The organism is Streptococcus sp. HMSC074F05, assembly GCF_001808725.1.
GTDB classification, from domain to species: Bacteria; Bacillota; Bacilli; order Lactobacillales; family Streptococcaceae; genus Streptococcus; species Streptococcus parasanguinis_I.
The window spans coordinates 1135904-1155984 of record NZ_KV794411.1; the positions used below are offsets into that span (position 1 = coordinate 1135904).

Consider the following 20081-nt stretch of genomic DNA (forward strand, 5'->3'; position numbering starts at 1 on the left):
ACTATTTTTTCGGTTTTACTTCAATATTTTCCTAGAAACTCTTACAATTTTATTAGAAAAACGCTTGATTTCCGAACTTATATCCAGCTGTCTTTTCTTTAGTTCCTAGATCTATAAATTGTTAAAAAAAATCAGTCCCTAAAGTTTCATCAAATAAGAACTGAAAACTATTGTTACGTAGAAGCATAAGATAGACACAATGAATCATGTGAATCGACTATACTTTTCTCCTAAAAATACAAATCATTTGTGCTATAATGTGGTTAATGGAAAATAGTAAAAGTACAATCACTAGAAAAACTCTCAGAAAGCAGGAACCTGATGTCCTGGGCAAGACAATTGCTTCTACTCCTTATCTACCAGTAGCACAAATTCATGGTCTCCTGGTAGATAAGGAAAGTAGGTGCCAACACTATCATTCTCCACTAGATATTGTTGCTCTAAAATGCTATGACTGTCAAAAATATTATGCCTGTTATCAATGTCATGATCATATAGAGGATCATAGATTTCGAGCTTATCCTTGCCACATAAGGCAGGATAAGGTAGTTATCTGTGGTGTTTGTCTACATGAAATGACTATTGAAAACTATCAAAAGTCTATCTCTTGCTCTCATTGTCACAGTCGGTTTAATCCAGCTTGCTCAAAGCACTATGACATTTATTTTGCAAAATAAAAAGATTGAAGACATTGTTCGTGTGAACAGAGCCTTCAATCTTTTTTTAGTTAAAGTAGCTATGATCTTTTAGTGCTTTTAAAACTGGCTTAGTCACCAAAGAGACGATGAGTCCTTTTAACAGGTCAGGAATGATAAAAGGTGTCAAACCGACAGCTACGGCTGTAGACCAACCCATATTTCCAAGGAAGTGAAGGGTGAGAATTCCACCGACAAATACTGGGACATCTCCTAAAACAAAAGCCAAAAAGATTTTCCAAATGGGTGTATCAGCATTGGTCAGTTTAGAAGTGATAAAGGCGAAAAGGGGATAGGCAAGTATATAACCAGCTATTGGACTAAAGAAGGTTTGAAAACCACCGCTACCTCCTGCGAAAACGGGTAGACCAATTGCACCGAGAATAAGATAGAGGAGAGCAGCAAGAGTAGCTTCTCTCGGTTTAAAAATGGCAGCCACCAGTCCTACAGCAAAGGTCTGTAAGGTGATGGGCACCGCTCCTATCGGAATGATGATTTGTGATAAGGAAGCAATGATAGCAGCTCCGAAGGCTGGAAGAACAATTGAAAAAGTATGATGTTGTTTCACTTTTAGTTAACCTCACTTTCAAATATGGTTAACCTATTATACCAGACAACTCCTCAATGGTCAACCAAAATATAAAAATAGGTTGACTGTAGAAACTGGAATTCGTTTGTAATTTTCTTTCTCAAGCAATCCCACTTTCCAGCACTCTTTTTATTTTATGAAATCATTCACCTAGTTACTGATGGGCTAATCAAATATTTTTAAAAAAATATCAAATTCTTTTACCGCTGGCATCATCAATGCAATCCACAAGGTGATTTCACCCTCTGTGGATAGAAGACTTCCACAAACTGATGAAACAGCGCTTAACTGTTTCAAAAAAAGCAAGTGGAAATGTAAAAGACGGTCTAAATAAGAAAAAAAGCCGGAATGCTCCGACTTTTTTTCTTATTTATTTACATTTTCCCATTTCCAGTTGTGCACTTCCGGAATGTCATCTCCGTTTTCACGGATATAAGCATTGTGGAAGGCAACTGTTTCATCCATTTGAGCTGCAAATGCGGATGCTTCTTCCCCAAGAGCTGCATTAGCAGCATCTTGTGCCAAGTGGAAGCGGTCCAACTCAGACATCACACGCATATCAAATGGTGTTGTGATATCTCCGTTTTCACGGTAACCATGTACACGAAGACTGTGGTTGTGACGGTTGAAGAAGATGTCACGAATCATGCCTTCGTAACCATGGAAGGCAAAGATGACAGGTTTGTCAGTCGTGAAGACTTTATCGAACTCTTCGTCAGAAAGTCCACGTGCATCTACTGATGGGTGACGCAATTTCAAAATATCCACAACATTGACAAAGCGGATCTTCAATTCTGGGAAGGCTTGGTGCAAGATTGTGATGGCTGCAAGAGCTTCAAGGTTTGGCTCTGTACCTGCAGCTGCAATGACAAGATCTGGCTCTTCATCTGCTGACACAGTTGATGCCCAATCGATCACCTTGTACCCTTCACGAACCAATTCTTCTGCCTCATCAGCTGAGTAGAATTGAGGACGTGGGTGTTTTGAAGTAACGATCAAGTTTACCTTGTCTTCTGCCTTGAAGGCTTTATCCATCACTGCAAGCAAACTATTAGTATCTGCCGGCAAGTACTCACGGATGTATTCAGGAGTTTTCTCAGCCAAGTGAGTCAAGATACCTGGATCTTGGTGAGTGTAACCATTGTGGTCTTGTTGGAAGACAGTTGAAGTTGCAATCAAGTTCAAGGCTGGGTAGTTTTTACGCCATGTTGTATGTGTCTTAGACTTACGCAACCATTTGAAGTGTTGAGTGATCATAGAATCCACAACACGAAGGAAGGATTCGTAAGAAGCGAAGAATCCATGACGACCTGTCAAGACATATCCCTCAAGCATTCCTTCTGCTTGGTGCTCTGACAATTGAGAGTCAATGACACGACCAGCAGGGCTCAAGGCTTCATCGTAGTCTGGTTTCATACGTCCTAACCATTGACGGCTTGTCCGTGTGAAGACTTCTTGAAGACGGTTTGATTTGGTTTCGTCTGGACCGAAAATACGGAAGTTATCTGGGTTTGCATCTACTAAGTCTGCCGCATACTTACCAAATTCGATCATGTCTTGAGCCATGATTTCACCTGGTGTGTTGAATTGAAGGGCATGTTTCTTCCAATCAGCTGTGTTCATTGGTTTGATCACACCAGCATTTGTGATTGGGTTCATAGCCATGCGACGGTCACCTTTTGGTGCAATTTCCGCAATTTCCGGAACTAGTTTTCCAGTTTCGTCGAACAATTCAGCTGGACGGTAAGATTCCAACCATGAAAGAAGGGCATCGACATGCTCCATGTGGTGAGCATCTACTGGGATTGGCACTTGGTGAGCACGGAATCCACCCTCGATTGGTGTTCCTTCCCATGCTTTTGGACCAGTCCAACCTTTAGGAATACGAGCAATCAAGACAGGGTATACTGGTTGAGTTGCTTCTTCAGCAGAACCTTTACGAGCTTCTGCTTGGACTTTCTTGATTTCTTCAATCGCTTCGTCCAATTTTTCAGCGAACAAAGCGTGTGCAGCTTCGTGGTCTTCTGAAATCGCAGTGACGTTCGCAAAGATTGGTTTCCAACCAAGACCTTCAAAGAAGAGGGCCAATTCTTCGTCTGTTTTGCGTTCGAAGATGGTTGGGTTGTGGATCTTCCCTCCGTTGAGGTAGAAGATTGGAAGGATAGCCCCATCGTTGACTGGGTTCAAGAAGGTATTTGACAACCAACCAGCCATCAATGGACCTGTTTCTCCTTCACCGTCACCGATAACTGTGGCAGCAATCACATCTGGATTATCCAATACAGCACCTGCAGCGTGAGAAAGGGCATAACCAAGTTCCCCACCTTCGTGGATAGATCCTGGTGTTTCAGGCGCTGCGTGAGAAGCAATTCCTCCTGGGAATGAGAAGATCTTACACAAGTGTTTGAAACCTTCTTCATTTTGTGGGATGTTTGGATTTAATTCAGTATAAGAACCATCTAAGTATGAGTTCGATACCATTACTTGTCCACCGTGACCTGGTCCTTCAATGTAGAACATATCCAAGTCATATTTGTTGATGGCACGGTTCAAGTGAGCATAGATAAAGTTTTGCCCTGGTACAGTTCCCCAGTGTCCGATTGGGTGAGCCTTCAAGTCATTTTCAACGACTTCGCGCTTCAACAATGGGTTATCTTTCAAGTACATTTGAGCAGCTGAAATGTAGTTGGCTGCACGCCACCAAGCGTCTACTTTATCCAAGTAAGCTTTGCTGTTATAATCGACAGTCATCTTGTCTCCTCACAATTTCTAGACAGGTCTGTTGGACAACCTGTTCGTTTGATGAATAGTTTAAAAAATCTGTTTTCAAGTCAAACAGATGATATTGAAGAAAATATTCAATATTACTTCTATTCTATCAAGAATTTCCCTTTTTGTACATCAGAAAGTAAGAAAAATATTCTTTGAACGTCAAATTTTAATTTCCCACTAAAGTGGTTCCATTCCCTACAGGGATAGGTTTTAAAAAAAGACTTTGCTGATTTTTGCAAACCAGCAAAGTCCCAAATGAAATGGAGTCGGTTAAATGACTTTTTGACCTTTCTTGTAGACATCTGTCACTAGATTTGTCGCAAAGAAATAGAAGAGATAATCTAGATTTGGTGCATCAAAGATGGTAATGTCAGCCTGTTTGCCAACATCGAAAGAGCCGATTGTTTTAGCACGATCTACTGAATAGGCTGCATTGATGGTCACTGCATTGAGAATTTCTACTGGAGTTAGGCGCATCATGAAGCAACCCAGATGCATGGCAAACTGAAGATTGGCTGTCGGACAAGACCCTGGGTTGCTATCTGTTGTCAGGGTGATGGCCATCCCAGCGTCCAACATCTTACGAGCCGGTGCATAGGTATCTTCCATGAGGCTGAAGGTTGTAGCTGGCAAAAGATTTCCAATCACTTTTGCTGCGGCTAGTTTTTGAATGCCTTCATCGGTAATCACCATCAAGTGTTCTGCGCTGGTAGATTCCAATTCAGCCGCCACATCAACACCACCAATGGACTCGATCTCATCGGCATGGATCCGTAGCTTGAAGCCCATCTCCTTAGCTTTAGAAAGAAGATAGCGAGATTCATCTGCTGTAAAGACACCTTTTTCACAGAAGATATCACAGAACTCAGCTAGCTTTTCTTCCTTCACTTTGGGAAGCATTTGCTCCACAATGAGATCTAAATATTCTTGGGAACGGCCCTTGTATTCTGTTGGGATCGCATGGGCTGCCATAAAGGTTGAAACCAAGTCTATTTGATGATCCCGGTCCAAGGCAGCTACTACATCTAGTTGGCGTTTTTCAGTTTCCCAATCCAAACCATAGCCACTCTTGGCTTCGACAGTAGTCACCCCATGACGCAACATGTAATCCAACAGTCGTTTGGACTTGTCATAGAGATTGTCAAAAGAAGCTTCCCGTGTCGCCCGAACCGTGCTCAGAATTCCACCGCCTTGAGCGAGGATGTCTAAGTAAGAAACACCTGCTAACTTTTTCGCAAATTCATGCTCCCGACTGCCTCCATAGACCAAGTGGGTGTGGCAGTCAATCAAGCCAGGAGTCGCAACTTTTCCTTCACAGGATTTCACTTCCGTATGGTCATCGATCAGTTCAGGGTCTGGTTGACCTGTCCCAACTGCAAGAATCTTTCCATCTTTAATGGCGATATAAGCATCGGAAAGAATTGTTGCCTCTGCCATCTCCTTGCCATAGAGAGGATGGCCTAGATCATTCGGACAAAACAATTGGTTAAAGTGGGTTAATAGGATATCAGCAGACATATGAAACATTCCTTTCTATTTCCATTGTTATTCATTTTACAATTCTACAGGAAAAGCGTCAAAAAAAAGTCAAAAAGTTTTTCCCTCATTTTTTTTTGCTTTATTAAAAATTATATTTTTTTTTGACTCTTTATTGACGTTTCTTCGATACAATAAAGAAAATATAAATTCACAGTCCAACTATAAGGAGGGTTCTGCTATGTCATTTATAGACGAGAAAGAAATTGCAGCTGCTATGTCTGTCAAACTTGACTTTGATGTCCTACCTGAAAAGGCGACTTTTCAAGAAGGCATCCGTCGTGCACCTGATAGAGGCTTCCGCTTAACGCAAGCTCAGACTGAAATTGCCCTTAAAAATGCTTTGCGTTACATTCCTAAAAAATTCCACCAAGAGTTGATCCCAGAATTTCTGGAAGAACTGAGAACTCGCGGTCGGATCTATGGCTATCGCTTCCGTCCAAAAGATCGGATCTATGGAAAACCAATTGATGAGTACAAAGGAAAATGCACTGCTGCTAAGGCTATGCAGGTTATGATTGACAACAACTTGAGCTTTGAAATTGCCCTTTATCCATATGAATTGGTCACTTACGGAGAAACAGGTTCTGTCTGTGCCAACTGGATGCAATACAACTTGATCAAGAAATACTTAGAAGTCATGACAGAAGACCAAACCTTGGTGGTTGAATCTGGTCACCCTCTCGGCCTCTTCAAGTCTAAACCAGAAGCTCCTCGCGTCATCATTACCAACGGTCTCTTGATCGGTGAGTATGACAACATGCGCGACTGGGAAATTGCTGAAGAGATGGGCGTTACCAACTACGGTCAGATGACGGCTGGTGGTTGGATGTACATCGGTCCTCAAGGGATCGTTCACGGTACCTTCAACACTCTCCTTAATGCTGGACGTCTTAAACTCGGTGTGCCTGATGATGGCGACTTAACTGGTAAACTCTTCATCTCGTCTGGTCTCGGTGGTATGAGTGGAGCTCAAGGGAAAGCAGCTGAAATTGCAAAAGCTGTTGCCATCGTTGCAGAAGTAGACCGCTCTCGAATCGAAACCCGTCACTCTCAAGGTTGGATTAGCCAAGTAACCGACAGTGCCGAAGAAGCTGTGAAATTGGCTCAAGCAGCCCTTGAAGCTGGTGAATCTACTTCTATTGCCTACCATGGAAATATCGTAGACTTACTCGAATATGTCAACGAACACCAAGTTCATGTTCACCTCTTGTCTGACCAAACCTCTTGCCACAACGTTTATGATGGTGGCTATTGCCCAGTTGGCATTAGTTTTGAAGAACGGACACGTTTGCTGGCAGAAGACAAAGAAACCTTCCGCCGTTTGGTTGATGAAACCTTGGCTCGTCACTTTGCAGTGATCAAAGCCTTGACAGCTAAAGGTACTTACTTCTTCGACTACGGTAATGCCTTCATGAAATCTGTTTACGACTCAGGCATCAAGGAAATTTCTAAGAATGGCTTGGATGACAAAGACGGCTTCATTTGGCCATCTTATGTAGAAGATATCATGGGACCTATGCTCTTTGACTATGGATACGGTCCATTCCGTTGGGTCTGCCTCAGCGGTAAACATGAAGACTTGATTGCAACTGACCACGCAGCTATGGAAGCGATCGATCCAACTCGTCGCTACCAAGACCGCGACAACTACAACTGGATTCGCGATGCTGAAAAGAACCAACTGGTGGTTGGTACACAAGCTCGTATTCTCTATCAAGATTGCATGGGCCGTGTCAATATTGCATTGAAATTCAATGAACTCATTCGCCAAGGCAAGATTGGACCTGTCATGATTGGACGTGACCACCATGACGTATCTGGTACGGATGCTCCATTCCGTGAAACATCAAACATCAAAGATGGATCAAACGTTACTTGTGACATGGCGGTTCAATGTTACGCTGGTAACGCTGCTCGCGGTATGAGTCTCGTTGCCCTCCACAACGGTGGTGGTACTGGTATCGGTAAAGCTATCAACGGTGGATTTGGGCTCGTCTTAGACGGTAGCCACCGGATCGATGAAATCATCAAGTCTGCCATTGCCTGGGACACTATGGGTGGGGTTGCTCGTCGGAACTGGGCACGGAATAACCATGCCATTGAAACAGCGATCGAGTACAACCGTCTCCATGCAGGAACAGACCATATCACCATTCCTTATCTGGCAGATGAAGATTTGGTCAAAGAAGCCGTTCAAAAATTGTTTTAACATCAAAAAATAAAAACTGAGAAAGGGGAGGAAAATACAAAGACTCCTCCTCCCCAACTTCTCCTATAAAAAGAGGTAATCATATGGCAAAAATTGTTGAGTGTATTCCAAACTTCTCTGAAGGACGCAATCAGGCTGTGATCGACGGATTAGCAGCTACAGCAAAAAGTATTCCAGGTGTCACTTTACTAGACTACTCGTCTGATGCCAGCCACAACCGCAGCGTCTTTACACTCGTTGGGGATGAAGAAAGCATTCAAGAAGTGGCTTTCCAATTGGTGAAATACGCTTCTGAAAACATTGATATGACCAAGCACGAAGGCGAACACCCTCGTATGGGAGCAACAGACGTTTGTCCATTTGTTCCGGTTAAAGATATCACTACAGCTGAATGCGTTGAGATCGCTAATAAAGTAGCCGAACGCATTAATCGTGAATTAGGTATTCCAATCTTCCTTTATGAAGATGCTGCAACTCGTCCAGAACGGAAGAACTTGGCGAAAGTGCGTAAAGGACAATTTGAAGGAATGCCAGAAAAATTGTTGGAAGAAGACTGGAAGCCAGACTACGGTGAACGCAAGATTCACCCAACTGCAGGGGTTACAGCTGTTGGTGTCCGGATGCCACTCGTTGCTTTCAATATCAACCTTGACACAGACGACCTAGAGATTGCCAATAAGATTTCTAAAATCATTCGTGGATCAAGCGGTGGATACAAATACTGTAAAGCGATCGGTGTCATGCTAGAAGATCGTAACATCGCCCAAGTCTCCATCAACATGGTCAACTTGGAACAATTCCCATTGTATCGTGTCGTTGAAACCGTTCGTTTCGAAGCGCAACGCTATGGTGTTCGCATCATCGGAACAGAACTCATTGGACTGGCTCCTGCTAAGGCTTTGATCGACTCTGCTGAATACTACTTGCAATTAGAAGACTTTGACTACAGCAAACAAGTCTTGGAAAATCACTTGTTGGGTTAGAAAGGGAGTTCTATGAAACTAGTTGACTTAAGTATTACGGAGTTTGCCAAAGTTCTTGGTTCAGATGCTCCAGCTCCAGGTGGTGGTTCTGCTGCTGCTCTATCTGCTGCGAATGGGATTTCCCTTACAAAAATGGTCTGTGAACTGACCATTGGAAAGAAAAAATACGCAGAATTTGAAGACCATATCAAAGGGGTTCATGAAAAAAGCGCTCAACTCCAAGACCAATTACTAGAAGCCATCGACAAGGATACAGAAGCTTTCAACGTCGTATCAGCTGTCTTTGATCTTCCAAAAGAAACCGAAGAAGAGAAAGCTGCTCGTCGTGAAGCCATGCAAAAAGCTCTGAAACATGCGACAGTATCTCCTTTCTCTATGATGGAACTCATCGTTGAAGCTCTTGAAACCACCAAAGAAGCTGTTGGCAAGTCCAACACCAATGCGGCTAGTGACCTAGGGGTAGCTGCTCTGAATCTTAAAGCTGGCCTTCAAGGTGCTTGGCTCAATGTCTTGATCAACATTTCAGGAATCAAGGACCAAGACTTCATCCAAGAATACCACGGCAAGGGACTCAAACTTCTCCAAACCGGTTCTGATCTTGCAGATAATATTTACCAAACCATTTTAGAAAGTCTATCTTAAACCTAGCAAATAAAAATAAAGAAAGAAGGGATTCTATGGTTTTATCGGATATTGAAATTGCCAATTCTGTCCAAATGAAGCCCATCACCGATATCGCTGCTGAACTTGGATTGACTGAAGACGACATTTCGCTCTACGGAAAATACAAGGCAAAAATTGATAGCAACCAACTGGAACAACTCAAGGATAAGGAAGATGGAAAGCTGATCCTCGTGACAGCCATCTCACCAACACCTGCTGGAGAAGGAAAGACAACCACCTCTGTTGGCTTGGTCGATGCTCTTTCAGCTATTGGTGAAAAAGCCGTCATTGCCTTGCGCGAGCCTTCTCTTGGCCCTGTCTTTGGGATCAAGGGTGGAGCTGCCGGTGGCGGGTACGCCCAAGTGGTTCCAATGGAAGATATCAACCTTCACTTTACCGGAGACTTCCATGCCATTGGGATTGCCAACAACTTGCTTGCAGCCTTGATTGACAACCACATCCATCATGGCAATGAGTTGGGCATCGATTCTCGTCGCATCACCTGGAAACGGGTGGTCGACATGAACGACCGTCAACTCCGCCATATTGTCGACGGCCTTCAAGGAAAAACAAACGGGGTTCCTCGTGAAGATGGCTTTGACATCACAGTGGCTTCTGAAATCATGGCTATTCTCTGTCTCTCAGAAAATATCCTTGACCTCAAAGAACGCCTCGATCGCATCATCATTGGGTACAACTACCAAGGACAACCAGTGACAGCCAAAGACCTCAAAGCGGGCGGTGCTATGGCTGCCGTCCTTAAAGATGCCATTCATCCAAACTTGGTGCAAACCTTGGAGCATACTCCTGCCATCATCCACGGCGGACCATTTGCCAATATTGCTCATGGCTGTAACAGTGTGCTGGCTACTAAACTAGCCCTCAAATATGCAGACTATGTCGTGACAGAAGCTGGCTTCGGAGCAGACCTCGGTGCTGAAAAATTCATCGATATCAAGTGCCGTATGGCCGAGCTCAAACCTGCTGCCGTTGTCCTCGTCGCAACCATTCGTGCCCTCAAAATGCATGGTGGAGTTGCTAAAGCAGACTTGGCTACGGAAAATGTCCAAGCTGTTATCGATGGTCTACCAAACCTAGACAAACACTTGGCCAACATCCAAGAAGTCTATGGTCTACCTGTGGTCGTTGCCATTAACAAATTCCCACTGGATACAGAAGCTGAGCTAGAAGCTGTCTATGAATCTTGTAAGAAACGCCATGTAGATGTGGTCATTTCGGATGTCTGGGCAAAAGGTGGGGCTGGTGGTCGTGACTTGGCTGAAAAAGTCATTCAACTGGCTCAAGAAGAAAACCACTTCTCTTATGTCTATGATGAAGAAGACAGCATTGAAACAAAATTGACCAAGATCGTCACAAAAGTCTATGGTGGTAAAGGCATCAGCTTAACACCAGCAGCCAAACGCGAACTGAAAGAATTGGAAGCTCTGGGCTTCTCAAACTATCCAATCTGTATGGCCAAAACCCAATACTCCTTCTCAGATGATGCGAAGAAGATGGGAGCACCTAAAGACTTCACAGTTAAAATCAGTAACCTTAAGGTGGCTGCCGGAGCTGGCTTCATCGTGGCTCTCACTGGTACCATTATGACCATGCCTGGCCTACCTAAAGTTCCTGCCAGTGAAAAGATTGATATCGATGCCCACGGCAATATCACGGGTCTCTTTTAAGAAAGAAGGCGTCCTATGGTGACTCTCCTTCATCTTACCCCCGCAGATTATCAAATTTCTACTTGGTCTGGTGGCCAAACCACCCAACTCTTTCTCTCCCCAGAGGGAGGAAGCTATCCAGATCGGACATTTGACTTTCGCCTCTCTACTGCAACGGTAGAGGTTGAAAAAAGTAACTTTACCGATCTTACCGGCTACCACCGAATCTTGATGCCCTTGAATGCCTCCATTAGGCTCACCCATCACCATAAAGAAGTGGTTTTGAACCCCTTTCAAAGCTACTTCTTTGATGGGGGAGATCCTGTATCTAGCCAAGGGACTTGTCAAGACTTTAATTTGATCTACAAACCTTCTTATCAGGGGCATATGAGTGCTATATCCCCAAAAGAGAGTGTCAAAAGTCAGAGTCGCTATCAATTGATCTATGCTCTCTGTCCGCTAACACTCAAATGGGGAACCAATCATTCTCAAACCCTCCAAACTCACGAGCTCCTGGTGATCGAACAAGCATCTCCTCTTCAAGAGATGACAATCACGTTTTTACCCCATCAGTCTGGGGAGCAACCGATTGCTATCTGGACTGGACTACAATAATGTTCACAAAGGAGAAACATTATGAACGGAGCACATAAACAGTCGATTGAGGAACAAGAAAAAGCCAAATTCAGCTTTAGCGGTGCCACTCTTTACGGTATCAATGCCGTGATCGGATCTGGTATCTTCCTCCTCCCTCAAAAAATTTATTCCGGCCTCGGACCAGCTTCTCTAGCCGTCATGTTCGGGGTTGCCATTCTCGTCATGCTACTATCAGCCTGTCTGGCTGAAACAGCTGGCTACTTTGACAAAAACGGTGGAGCCATGCAATACTCAAAAGCCGCTTTCGGAGACTTCGTTGGCTTTAACGTTGGGATTCTCGGTTGGGCCGTTACTGTTATCGCTTGGGCTGCCATGTTAGCCGGCTTTGCTAAGATCTTCATCATCACCTTCCCAGCATTTGAAGGCTACAACCTTCCGATCAGTATCGGTATGCTGATTCTCTTGAGTCTGATGAACATTGCCGGTCTGAAAACCTCTAAGATGTTTACTCTGACAGCTACTGTTGCAAAATTAATTCCAATTGTCCTCTTCTCACTCTTTGCCATCTTCTTCATTTCCGGTGGCGTGAGCAAGGGCAACTTCACACCTTTCCTTCAATTGGAAAGTGGAACAAGTCTCTTCAGTTCTATTTCTAGTACAGCTGTCTACATCTTCTACGGTTTCATCGGATTTGAAACCATGTCTATCGTTGCAGGGGAAATGCGCAACCCTGAAAAGAACGTTCCCCGTGCTATTCTAGGTTCTATCAGTATTGTATCTGTTCTCTACATGTTGATCATCGCCGGAACAATCGCCATGCTTGGTGGTCGCATTATGCAAACTGGTGCACCGGTACAAGACGCATTTGTCGAAATGATTGGCCCTATCGGAGCTCCACTCGTTTCTTACGGAGCCCTCATTTCAATCGCCGGTCTAAACATCGGTGAATCCATCATGGTCCCTCGTTTTGGTGCCGCATTAGCAACTGAAAAACTCTTGCCAGAAGGGCTTGGAAAAACAAACTCTAAGAATGCCCCTGTCATTGCCATTATCATCTCTGGTATCTTCGCTTTCTTACTCTTGTTATCTGGCTCTTTTGAATCATTAGCAACCTTCAGTGTTGTCTTCCGTTTCTTCCAATACATTCCAACTGCTTTGGCAGCCATCAAACTCAGAAAAATGTACCCAGACAAAAAGGTTACCTTCCGAGTTCCATTTGGTCCTGTTATCCCAGTTCTAGCTGTTGTCATCAGTATCTTGATGATTGCAGGGGACAACATGATGAACTTTGTTTGGGGTGCCATCGGTCTAGTGATCGCAAGTGGACTCTACTTTGTTTTCCACGGTGATAAACTACACAAATCTAAAGCCCTTCCTCACTAATTTTCTTTACACAGTAGATGGGAACAGAGACGGGAGCGAAGCTCGGTTTTGCTCCCTAACCCATCTAGGACTCCACGAATGTCAAACCTGAGCCCTTTTCTCTATGACTCTTTTCAATTTTTATGATCAATAGACAATGGGCCCATGTTTGGTATTCAAACCGAAGTAAACAACACTACTTCCACAGAACAACTATTCATAATCGGAGGTTTTATATGACTCAATTGATTCATTTAGATGGTAATAGCTTAACACTCGAAGAAGTCATCGCTGTAGCTCGTCACGGTGCCCAATGTGAGCTTGATGAACAAGCCAAAGAAGCCGTTATCGCATCCCGTAAAATCGTTGATGACATTGTCCGGGAAAAACGAGTCGTCTATGGTGTAACTACTGGCTTTGGTTCCCTCTGTAATGTCAGCATCTCTCCAGAAGATACTGTTCAACTGCAAGAAAACCTGATCCGGACTCACTCATCTGGCTTCGGTGATCCACTTCCTGAAGATGCCGTTCGTGCCATCATGCTGATCCGTATCAACTCGCTCTTGAAAGGCTATTCTGGCATTCGTCTGTCAACCGTTGAAAAACTGTTAGAATTGCTTAACAAAGGAGTCACTCCTTATATTCCTGAAAAAGGCTCTCTCGGAGCTTCTGGAGACCTTGCTCCTCTTTCTCATATGGTTTTACCAATGTTGGGCCTTGGACGTGCCTACTACAAAGGAGAACTTCTCAGTGGCCAGGAAGCCTTAGATCGTGCTGGAATTGAAAAGATCCAATTGGCTGCCAAAGAAGGGCTTGCCTTGATCAACGGTACAACCGTCCTAACGGGTATCGGTGCTCTTGCGACTTACGATGGTATCCAATTGCTCAAACTCTCTGATATCGCTGGTGCTCTCTCAATGGAAGTTCACAATGGGATTACCAGCCCATTTGAAGAAGACCTTCATACCATCCGCCCACAAAGTGGACAATTGGCAACCGCTCGCAACATCCGTAACCTCCTTGAAGGAAGCAAGAACACAACCGTTGCAACCCAACAACGGGTCCAAGATCCTTATACACTTCGCTGTATCCCTCAAATACATGGAGCCAGCAAGGATTCTATTGCTTACGTAAAAGAAAAAGTTGAAATCGAAATCAACTCTGTCACAGATAACCCAATCATTACCAAAGAAGGACACGTCATCTCCGGCGGGAACTTCCACGGTGAACCGATGGCACAACCATTTGACTTCCTAGGAATCGCTCTTTCTGAAATTGGGAACGTATCTGAACGTCGGGTGGAACGCTTGGTCAACAGCCAACTCAGTAAATTACCATCCTTCTTGGTCAAACACCCTGGACTCAACTCAGGCTTCATGATTACCCAGTATGCTTGTGCATCCCTTGCATCGGAAAATAAAATTTTGGCTCACCCTGCTAGTGTCGATTCTATTCCATCTTGTGAAAACCAAGAAGATTTCGTCAGCATGGGAACGACTGCCGCTCGTAAAGCAGCAGAAATTCTTAAAAACTCCCGTCGCATCGTTGCTACTGAAATCATGGCAGCTTGCCAAGCCTTGGATCTCAAACCAGAAAATCATGAACTTGGTAAAGGTACAAAAGCAGCTTATGAGCTGATTCGTCAAAAACTGAACTTCATTGAATTTGACAAAGATATCGAAATCTTTGAAGAACTCAATAAAGCATCTGCTGTTGTCGAAAGCGAAGAATTCTTAGCAACCATCGAAAAAGCAGTTGACTTAAAGATTCAATACTGATACAGTAAAGATAAAGCAAAAACAGAGGCTGGCGATCTTCTCAGCCTCTGCCTGCTTTCAGAAAAATAAGGGAGGCGACAAGCTTGCTCACAAACTACTATCCAATGACCTATAGCTACTACCAAGGTAGCATCGAGGACAATCCCTACACTGCCAAATGGGGAATGGTCACCAAATTTTTAGACCTGAACGACGAGACCCTCACTCCATTTGAGGGGATGACCTTTGGGATCATCGGCTTTAAGAGCGACAAAGGAGTCTATATCAACAACGGGCGCGTAGGAGCAGTCGAGGGGCCTACAGCCATCCGTTCTCAAATCGCTAAACTTCCATGGCACTGGGGAACCAATGTGACAGTGTATGATGTGGGAAATATTGACGGGCCCAACCATTCACTAGAAGAACTCCAAGAAAGTCTCTCACAAGCGATCCAGCGCATGTACCAATTAGGGATCCAACCCATTGTCCTAGGAGGCGGTCACGGAACTGCTTACGGCCACTATCTAGGGATTCAATCCAGTTTAGAAAAAGATGAACAACTGGCTGTAATCAATCTGGATGCCCACTTTGATTTGCGTCCTTACGACCAAACCGGGCCCAACTCTGGAACAGGTTTTCGTCAAATGGCTGATCATGCCAAAGAAAAAGGTCAGGACTTCCCTTACCTCATCCTTGGGATCCAAGAGCACAATAATAACCTCTTCCTCTTTAATTACGTTGCTAAAACACCAAGCATTGATTTCTTAACAGGCCAAGATCTCTTCCAGATGAGCCACCAAGCCATTCTGGATCGAATCGATCAATTTTTAGAAAACCAAACCGCGATCTATCTGTCTATTGATATGGATTGCTTTGCGGTCGGCTCTGCTCCTGGTGTTAGCGCCATCCAATCACTTGGTGTCGATCCTAAACTAGCCCTTCTGCTTCTCCAACACATTGCTGCTAGTGGCAAGCTAATCGGATTTGATGTCGTGGAAGTTTCTCCTCCTCATGACATTGACAACCATACTTCAAATCTTGCTGCGACCTTTATCTTTTACTTGACCCAAATATTGGCGCAACAAAAACTGAACTAAGAAATTTTTACACACATAAAAAGCATAGAAATCACCATTGCTAGGGTATTTCTATGCTTTTTCTTCATTTTCAGGCACACTGATCTTTGCCTGAAAGGAGGCATGGCCTCTTATCCTTCACTTATGATTTAGATAAGAGACACTACATGTCTTTTAATTTCTTAAGAAACTGACGATCTCTGTAGGGATTCAAGTGTTGCTCTGCCACCTTCTTGTAGTAATTCTTATCTTCTTTCAAGAAGGTGATCAGGGCAGGAGCGAGCTCTTCTCCTTTCTCCTTTTGATCAGATAAGAAAGCTAATAGATAATGAACCATCCCCTTATCCCGCGAATTGGCAGATGGATTCATCGTCCTTTCTTTTCGAGCCAGATAAGCCGCAACCTTCTCCTGATCCCCTTGCTGACAAGCAATCAAGGATTGGTAAAATTCGAGCAATTCTTCCTTCCAAGGGAATCGAACACTGGATAAAATCTTCTGGGCTCTATCAAAACAGAGGCGAGCTTGGATCAAATCTCCCTTCCAATAATAGGCGATCCCAAGATCAATATCAAAGACGACACGGACGGAATCAACAGCTTGATCCCCCACTAAACGCAGAACCTCTTCTAAGTGGGTGACGGCTACTTGGAAATGGCCTCTCACTTGCTCGATTTCAGCGAGGTAGGCCAAAGAAGCCGCAATTTGAATGGCATACTTGGCCTGCATGCTATTGGTCAAACTAAAGCAATCAATGGAGCGATACAGATGCCGGGTCGCCTGCTCCTCATCCCCAACCATCAGGTGATACAAGCCCTTCAAACGCAACTGGATCGCGATGACCTCATGATTATTAGCTTGGATGGCATCTTCCAAAGCTAAATCTGTATAATAGGCCATCTCAGAGATATTTTCCGTTTGAATGCAATAATAAATGATTTGCCGATAACCCTCTAAGAGGAAGTCGGATTGCTTGAGTTCCCGCGCATAGGAGATGACTTTTTGGATATCATGAATCCCCTTTTGATACTCCCCACTTCGAATAAAATAGCGACCTTCTAAGTACAAGTAACGCAGTTGTAAATACTTGTATTCTCTATCTCTTTGATGCCTTGAAAAGAGGTTATCTAATTCTTGGTGTATGCGGGATAGCTCTCCAAAAATGTCCAAATGGCTATTTGTACCATCTGATAGGAACCCCTCATCTGCCTTGGAATAAATCGGAAACAGCTCATGCTCCAGCTGAAGGATTTCTTCTAAATAGGTCAACTCAAAAGATATGGAACGCAAAAGATTTTGGGATTGCTTGTATTGGTAGGCAATTTCCTTATAAAGAAGAAGGTCCGTCGAATCTTCTAAGCTTTCTTCCAATTTTTGCGCAATTTGTTGGTGGAAGAGGCGCCGTCTAGCTGGCGAGAGGAGTTGGTAAAAGTACATGGCTACCAATTGCTTGCAGAATTGAACCATGAGAGCCTCTCCTTCTTCTACGATTGAGACGATCGCTCTTTCAGATAAAGGCTCGATTAATTCTGTCAAAACAGGAAGCTCTGTAGCCGTCAATTCTGCCAAGATAGACAGAGAAATCGGCTTATGAAAACAAGATAGGTAGTGTAGAAGAGCCTCTTCCTCGCTGCTCATATCCCCAAGCTCCTGAGTAAGATAAGCTTGAATGATATCAGGCAAGGGTTCTAAATTTTCATTTTCTTTCCACTCTTCGATATAGCTGGACAGTAAGAACGGACTGCCTTCACTCCATTCGACCATCTGCTCCATCACTGCCGGCTCTATTGCTCCCAGTTCCCCCTTCAAGAGAGCACGACTTTCACTTGGCTCAAAATTGGTCAACTCTAGTTGAGACAGCCTTTTCTCTACCTTCAAGCTCCCCAAGAAGTTGACGAAGGAAGCTGGCAGAGGCTCTTCAGCTGTAAAAATTAGTTGCCATTTCTCCTGGTTTCTTCGCTCCTCTAGTTGTTTCACTTTTTCTAGAGACACTGCATCGATCCACTGGGCGTTTTCAAGCAGAATCAGGAGCGGTTTTTCTTTGCTAAGGCCCTGAAGCTGATTCCATACCGAAATGAGATCATCCTCCTCTTCCAGAAGGGAAATCCCCATCTCATCCCCCAGTTTCTCTAGCGCTTGTCTGAGATCATTCCAGTTGCTTCCCTCGTAGCGCTGGCTAGTAGCTTTTCCTTCCACCTTGATAAAATTAAAACTGCGATTGGACATCAAGACCAACTGCCGCAAGAGACGTTTCTTACCTGTTCCAGATTGCCCCATCACCAGAAAAGGGCCTACCGCTTCACCCCTCTCGACTAAAGAGAGGTATTCCTCGAGCTGCGAGAGTTCTTGCTTCCGACCAAAGAAGGGAAGTTCATGGATATTTAAGCGATGACTCAGTTTATGAGTTCGTTTGGCTTCCAAAACGGAGTGATAAAGTTCCTCAATTGCTCGACTGGGACGCACACTAAGCTCGCGATCCAATAAATCGACTAGTTTATAATAGGTCTCAAAAAATTTTCCTAGCTGATGATGGAAGCTATAGTACTCCATCAAGAGCTGGTAGTTTTTCTCTTCAAATTCATCCAGCTCTACCAAATGATGGAGCAAGAGTTCTATACTAGGATCTGCAAAACCGACCTGCTCAATTTTTTGATAGCAACTTTCGACATAGAGCTTCCTATAAGCATCTCGTTTACGAGAAGCCCACTGATCAAAGTCTTCATCATCCTTGACATAGAAGCCCTCCAAAAAATCCCCCCGATAGAGATCCAAGGCACTTAGTGGATCTCTTTCAAAGAGCTGAACATCCAGCGAAAGATTCAAGTCAGGATTAAGGGCCAAACTGCTCCGACTTGGAGAGACAATGATATCTCCTTCAAAGATTTTATTGGCTTGGTAAACCGTATTCCGTAAGTTTTTGCGAGCTACTTGGTTTTCCTTAGCTCCCCAAAGGATACCGGCTATTTCATCACGGTTAACTTGGCCCATGACCGCTAAATAATAAAGCAAGGCCTCCATCTTCGAAAAAGAAAACCGAATATCTTTCTGATTGAAAACAACCTTAGGGGGTCCAAATAACTTTAATGTGAGATCTTTCTTCATTGCAAGCGCCTCCAAAATCGTCTTAGTTATACTATAAAAAAAAAGTTGGCTTTTAGCAAGTGATTTATCCAAATAAAAAGAGATTGAGAACGATTCTTTCTCAATCTCTACACTTCCTACTAAAAGTGTTGATTAATTCACTTCAAAATTCGGTTGATGAGCAAATAAATCCTTTGTCGCTTGGTAGACGTGGTAAGCGACATCTTCATTGTTCATGGTGTAAAGATGGACACCTGCCACATCTTGAGTAACCAAATCAACGATTTGATCGACTGCATAAGCCAAGCCAGCTGCGCGAAGAGACTTTGGATCATGCTCGTACTTGTCCAGAATGGCTTTAAACTTCCGTGGGATATGAACATTTTCACAAGTCTTAAGGAGACGAAGAGCCTGATTACGGTTGAGAATCGGCATCACTCCTGCATGAATAGGAACATCGATCCCAGCCAAGGTACACTTATCCTGAAAATCATAGAAACGCTCATTGTCAAAGAAAAGTTGAGTGACCAAGCTAGAGCACCCTGCATCTACCTTCTTTTTAAGATTTTGAATATCTGAAATTTGGTTTGGAGAATCTGGGTGTCCCTCAGGATAGCAAGCACCAATCACCTCAAAATGAGGAGCTTCTCTTTTAATAAATTCAATCAGATCCGTTGCATAACGAAAGTCTTTTAAAGGTTCCACACCAGGGATAATATCCCCACGCAGAGCCAAAATCCGATGAACCCCTACTTCATCTAACTCATGAAGAGTATCGGCCACTTTTTCCTTGCTCAAATAGACGGCTGGCAAGTGAGCAATCGTCGGAATAGACAATTCATTTTGAATGTAATTGGCTAAAGCAACCGTCGTCTCTTTGATATTGTATTTATTATTGCTAGCAGTCACACTAATAAAGTGAGGAGCTAGCTCCTGCATATTGGCCAAGGCACGTAAGAGCTTGGCATTGCCTACTTCAGGATTTGGAGGAAAAACTTCAAATGACAGAGACGGTGTGTGTTGTGACATATTCTATCCTTTTCTTTTGTTTCTTTGATCAAGAACTCTGAGCCACTATTTCTAGGATAAGGGA

Annotated in this window: 14 protein-coding genes; 9 read left to right on the top strand and 5 right to left on the bottom strand. The window is 43.8% G+C overall.

Annotation, left to right across the window (positions count from 1 at the left end; translation table 11 throughout):
* Positions 1 to 338 precede the first annotated feature (338 nt).
* Positions 339 to 677, top strand: a complete 339-nt coding sequence (locus HMPREF2685_RS10310) for a CHY zinc finger protein (protein WP_080934958.1) — start codon at positions 339 to 341, stop codon at positions 675 to 677.
* A gap of 46 nt (positions 678 to 723) precedes the next feature.
* On the opposite strand, the gene HMPREF2685_RS09205 is transcribed toward HMPREF2685_RS10310, so the two are convergent.
* The 3 genes from HMPREF2685_RS09205 to hutI form a co-directional block, all read right to left on the bottom strand.
* Positions 724 to 1263, bottom strand: a complete 540-nt coding sequence (locus tag HMPREF2685_RS09205) for a biotin transporter BioY (protein ID WP_024054847.1) — start codon at positions 1261 to 1263, stop codon at positions 724 to 726.
* A gap of 387 nt (positions 1264 to 1650) precedes the next feature.
* Positions 1651 to 4035 carry a phosphoketolase family protein gene (locus HMPREF2685_RS09210; protein WP_049474088.1) on the bottom strand — a complete coding sequence of 795 codons (2385 nt, stop codon included), beginning with the start codon at positions 4033 to 4035 and terminating at the stop codon, positions 1651 to 1653.
* Positions 4036 to 4326: 291 nt separating this feature from the next.
* Positions 4327 to 5574 (bottom strand): imidazolonepropionase, encoded by a 1248-nt coding sequence (gene hutI, locus HMPREF2685_RS09215; protein WP_070466503.1) that lies wholly within the window; start codon positions 5572 to 5574, stop codon positions 4327 to 4329.
* A gap of 199 nt (positions 5575 to 5773) precedes the next feature.
* Here hutI and HMPREF2685_RS09220 point away from each other — a divergent pair, with 199 nt between their 5' ends.
* From HMPREF2685_RS09220 to hutG, 8 genes are all read left to right on the top strand, one after another.
* Positions 5774 to 7804 (top strand): urocanate hydratase, encoded by a 2031-nt coding sequence (locus HMPREF2685_RS09220; protein WP_045759825.1) that lies wholly within the window; start codon positions 5774 to 5776, stop codon positions 7802 to 7804.
* A gap of 83 nt (positions 7805 to 7887) precedes the next feature.
* Positions 7888 to 8787, top strand: a complete 900-nt coding sequence (ftcD, locus tag HMPREF2685_RS09225) for a glutamate formimidoyltransferase (RefSeq protein WP_003008641.1) — start codon at positions 7888 to 7890, stop codon at positions 8785 to 8787.
* A gap of 12 nt (positions 8788 to 8799) precedes the next feature.
* Positions 8800 to 9429: a cyclodeaminase/cyclohydrolase family protein gene (locus tag HMPREF2685_RS09230; protein ID WP_070466505.1), complete on the top strand. Its 630-nt coding sequence runs from the start codon at positions 8800 to 8802 to the stop codon at positions 9427 to 9429.
* 35 nt (positions 9430 to 9464) lie between these two features.
* The gene (locus tag HMPREF2685_RS09235; RefSeq protein ID WP_070466507.1) at positions 9465 to 11138 is read left to right on the top strand and encodes a formate--tetrahydrofolate ligase; all 1674 of its coding nucleotides are present in this window, start codon (positions 9465 to 9467) and stop codon (positions 11136 to 11138) included.
* A 15-nt stretch (positions 11139 to 11153) separates the two neighbouring features.
* Positions 11154 to 11732 (top strand): HutD/Ves family protein, encoded by a 579-nt coding sequence (locus tag HMPREF2685_RS09240; RefSeq protein ID WP_049483794.1) that lies wholly within the window; start codon positions 11154 to 11156, stop codon positions 11730 to 11732.
* Positions 11733 to 11753: 21 nt separating this feature from the next.
* A complete protein-coding gene (locus HMPREF2685_RS09245) occupies positions 11754 to 13097 on the top strand; it encodes an APC family permease (RefSeq protein ID WP_049483793.1) in 1344 nt (447 codons plus the stop codon).
* Between the two features lie 215 nt (positions 13098 to 13312).
* A complete protein-coding gene (gene hutH, locus HMPREF2685_RS09250; protein ID WP_070466509.1) occupies positions 13313 to 14854 on the top strand; it encodes a histidine ammonia-lyase in 1542 nt (513 codons plus the stop codon).
* An 83-nt stretch (positions 14855 to 14937) separates the two neighbouring features.
* Entirely contained in the window at positions 14938 to 15930 is a 993-nt protein-coding gene (gene hutG, locus HMPREF2685_RS09255) for a formimidoylglutamase (protein WP_024054987.1), read from the top strand.
* A 142-nt stretch (positions 15931 to 16072) separates the two neighbouring features.
* Here hutG and HMPREF2685_RS09260 read toward each other — a convergent pair whose 3' ends face one another.
* Positions 16073 to 19009 (bottom strand): ATP-binding protein, encoded by a 2937-nt coding sequence (locus HMPREF2685_RS09260; protein WP_070466511.1) that lies wholly within the window; start codon positions 19007 to 19009, stop codon positions 16073 to 16075.
* 132 nt (positions 19010 to 19141) lie between these two features.
* On the bottom strand, positions 19142 to 20017 hold the full coding sequence (metF, locus tag HMPREF2685_RS09265; protein WP_021153811.1) for a methylenetetrahydrofolate reductase [NAD(P)H]: 876 nt from the start codon (positions 20015 to 20017) through the stop codon (positions 19142 to 19144).
* Between the last annotated feature and the right edge of the window lie 64 nt (positions 20018 to 20081).

Bases quoted from the DNA above. Each gene is read 5' to 3' on its own strand.
- HMPREF2685_RS09210 (WP_049474088.1), bottom strand. From the start codon at position 4,035: ATGACTGTCGATTATAACAGCAAAGCTTACTTGGATAAAGTAGACGCT.
- hutI (WP_070466503.1), bottom strand. From the start codon at position 5,574: ATGTCTGCTGATATCCTATTAACCCACTTTAACCAATTGTTTTGTCCG.
- HMPREF2685_RS09220 (WP_045759825.1), top strand. From the start codon at position 5,774: ATGTCATTTATAGACGAGAAAGAAATTGCAGCTGCTATGTCTGTCAAA.
- ftcD (WP_003008641.1), top strand. From the start codon at position 7,888: ATGGCAAAAATTGTTGAGTGTATTCCAAACTTCTCTGAAGGACGCAAT.
- HMPREF2685_RS09230 (WP_070466505.1), top strand. From the start codon at position 8,800: ATGAAACTAGTTGACTTAAGTATTACGGAGTTTGCCAAAGTTCTTGGT.
- HMPREF2685_RS09235 (WP_070466507.1), top strand. From the start codon at position 9,465: ATGGTTTTATCGGATATTGAAATTGCCAATTCTGTCCAAATGAAGCCC.
- HMPREF2685_RS09240 (WP_049483794.1), top strand. From the start codon at position 11,154: ATGGTGACTCTCCTTCATCTTACCCCCGCAGATTATCAAATTTCTACT.
- HMPREF2685_RS09245 (WP_049483793.1), top strand. From the start codon at position 11,754: ATGAACGGAGCACATAAACAGTCGATTGAGGAACAAGAAAAAGCCAAA.
- hutH (WP_070466509.1), top strand. From the start codon at position 13,313: ATGACTCAATTGATTCATTTAGATGGTAATAGCTTAACACTCGAAGAA.
- HMPREF2685_RS09260 (WP_070466511.1), bottom strand. From the start codon at position 19,009: ATGAAGAAAGATCTCACATTAAAGTTATTTGGACCCCCTAAGGTTGTT.
- metF (WP_021153811.1), bottom strand. From the start codon at position 20,017: ATGTCACAACACACACCGTCTCTGTCATTTGAAGTTTTTCCTCCAAAT.